This window comes from Rhizobacter sp. P2_H2, assembly GCF_056403375.1.
Window position 1 is genome coordinate 1 of the sequence record NZ_JBFUFP010000865.1, and the last position, 2,378, is coordinate 2,378.

The 2,378-nt window shown below is 70.3% G+C and carries 4 protein-coding genes; 3 read left to right on the plus strand and 1 reads right to left on the minus strand.

Annotated features, from left to right (window positions below; all coding sequences use genetic code 11):
• Window positions 1-82 precede the first annotated feature (82 nt).
• A complete protein-coding gene (locus tag AC1D15_RS27435; protein WP_465114495.1) occupies window positions 83-565 on the minus strand; it encodes a hypothetical protein in 483 nt (160 codons plus the stop codon).
• Window positions 566-626: 61 nt separating this feature from the next.
• Here AC1D15_RS27435 and AC1D15_RS27440 point away from each other — a divergent pair, with 61 nt between their 5' ends.
• The 3 genes from AC1D15_RS27440 to AC1D15_RS27450 form a co-directional block, all read left to right on the plus strand.
• Entirely contained in the window at window positions 627-1,265 is a 639-nt protein-coding gene (locus AC1D15_RS27440) for a TetR/AcrR family transcriptional regulator (protein WP_477828492.1), read from the plus strand.
• A gap of 104 nt (window positions 1,266-1,369) precedes the next feature.
• The gene (locus tag AC1D15_RS27445) at window positions 1,370-1,774 is read left to right on the plus strand and encodes a VOC family protein (protein ID WP_477828493.1); all 405 of its coding nucleotides are present in this window, start codon (window positions 1,370-1,372) and stop codon (window positions 1,772-1,774) included.
• 161 nt (window positions 1,775-1,935) lie between these two features.
• A partial coding sequence (locus AC1D15_RS27450) for a DJ-1/PfpI family protein (RefSeq protein WP_477828494.1) occupies window positions 1,936-2,378 on the plus strand: 443 nt, incomplete at its 3' end.

A 2,378-nucleotide genomic window follows, 5' to 3' on the forward strand; every position in this document is an offset into this window, starting at 1 on the left:
GGCCTGCACCGCGCCGACGAGCCCCGCCACCAGCGCGGCGGCCACGACCGCACGGCGGCCGCGCCTGCGCCTCACCGCCGCATCACAGCGTGACGACGCGCGAATCGAGGTCACGCCGCCAGTCGTCGGTCAGCACGAGGAAGAAGGCCTCGCGGGTGTCGACGCGCGCGAACTCGAAGCCGTAGGGGCGCTGGTTCGCCTGCACCAGGTCGCCGGTGCCCAGCGGGCGCGCAGCCAGTGCCTGGCGCGGCAGTTCGAGGATGAACTCGCGCTCGGCCCCCGCCTCGGTGGCGCGCAGCGTCAGTTGCATCATCGCGGGGCGGCCGGCGATTTCCGCCACCTCGGCCACGTCGATCACGCGGTACTGCCCTTCGGCCACTTCCTTGTCGCGCTTGGAGCTGTTGCTCGATCCCTTGATCGAGTCGGAGACGCTGCCGGACGAGGCCGAGCCGGCGCTCGATGCGGAGGAGGCGAAGCTCTCGGCATGGCCGGGCAGCGTGGTGGCCAGGGCCAGGAGCGACAGCGCAGACAGGCAGGCGGCGCGAACGGTGGTCAGGCGGGTCATGGACATCCTTGATGGCTGAGCTCGGCGCAGCATAGCCTACGGCGCGCGAGAATCCACCCCCATGCCCCGCACCCCGTCCCTGACACCCCGCAAGGCCCCCCGGCAGGCCCGTTCGCAGCGCACCGTCGAGACGCTGCTCGAGGCCGCGGCGCAGGTGCTCGAAGCGCGCGGCATGGCCGGCTTCAACACGAATGCGGTGGCGGAGCGCGCGGGCGTCGGCATCGGCTCGCTGTACCAATACTTTCCGTCGAAGGAGGCGCTGACTCTCGGGCTGATGCAGCGCGAAGGCGAACGCTTCCACGCCGAGGCCCACGCCGCGCTGCAGCAGGCCGACGGCAGCGCGGCCTTGCGCGTGCTGATCGCCGCCGCCGTGGCGCAGCAGCTGCGCCGGCCCGAACTGGCACGCCTGCTCGACGTGGAGGAGAGCCGCCCGGAGCTGCGCGCCGCGGTGAGCAAGGGGGCGTTCCGCGCGGTGGTCTCCGAGCTGCTGGGCCGCGCCGACCTGCCCCGCCAGCGCGACCACGAGCTGGCGGTGTCGGATGTCGGCGCCATCGTGCGCGGCATCGTCGACGGCGCCGGCGAGCGCGGCGAGACCGACGAGGCGGGGCTGCGGCGGCGCGTCGAGGCGGCCGTCTTCGGCTACCTGCGGCTGGCGGCCGACGGCCCCGAAAGCGAGTCGGACATCGCGAGTCCCCGCTGAGCCYCCTGCGCGGCCCGAGGCTGCCGCCCGGGCGCCGATGCGAGTAGAGCGAATGGCGCCCGCTTCCTACGATGCCCTCCTTTCTCACCACGAGGCATCGCCCCATGAACGACATCACCACCGCGATGAAGCTCAACCACCTGAGCTTCCCTTCGAACGACCTCGCCGCGACGACGCGCTTCTTCGAGCAGCGGCTCGGCTGCACCACCAGCAGCCCCCACCCGGGCTACAACATCCTGAAGCGGCCGGGCTTCGACATCGTGCTCGAGCAGGCGCAGGGCTTCGAGGTCGACTGGCCGCACAACTTCCACATCGGCTTCGAGCTGCCGACCGCCGAGGACGTGCGCACGSTGTACGCGCGCTTCAAGGCCGACGGCATCGAAATGCAGGTCGAGCTGGTCAAGAGCCCGCGCGGCACGCGCTTCTTCTGCGTCGCGCCGGGCGGCCTGCTGGTCGAAATCAACACCCGGGAAGACGCGCCTGAAGCCGTCCGCAAGACGATGACTTGACGGCTCGCGGGAGAACCCATCCATCGGTTCAGGCCAATACGACCTCCATTCGCGCCAAGGGAGGTCGATGTGCAAAAAATTGCACAGTCAGATCCCACACTAGCCGGAGAAGATAGAACCAGTTACGAACAGCAACAAAGTTGGGACAGGGGGTCAAAAAAATGGAAGCCATCTCGGATGTGCGATGCATCGCCGTGCTCGTGCCGGACGGATCGAGCATCGTCAGCGTGGCCGGTCCGGCCGAAGTCTTCACCGTCGCCAATGCCGTGCTGGCACGCGCCGATCGGCCACCGGCCTACCGCGTGACCAGCGTCTCGCGGCGCGGCGGCCTGGTCGGCACCTCGTCGGGGCTGGCGCTGCAGACGGCGCCGCTGGAGACGCTCACGCCGGCCGGCATCGACACGCTGCTGGTGTGCGGCGGCCCGGAGATCGGGCCCGTGCTGCGCGATGCCGTGCTGATCGACTGGATCGGCCAGGTCGCACCGAAGGCGGCACGGGTCGGCTCGATCGGCACCGGCTCGTTCCTGCTGGCCGCCGCGGGCCTGTTGAATGGCAAGCGCGCGGTCACGCTGGCGGGTCATGGCGACGATTTCAGAACGCGCTA

Excerpts from the sequence above, each read along its gene's own strand:
- AC1D15_RS27435 (WP_465114495.1), bottom strand. The coding sequence starts at position 565 with ATGACCCGCCTGACCACCGTTCGCGCCGCCTGCCTGTCTGCGCTGTCG.
- AC1D15_RS27440 (WP_477828492.1), top strand. The coding sequence starts at position 627 with ATGCCCCGCACCCCGTCCCTGACACCCCGCAAGGCCCCCCGGCAGGCC.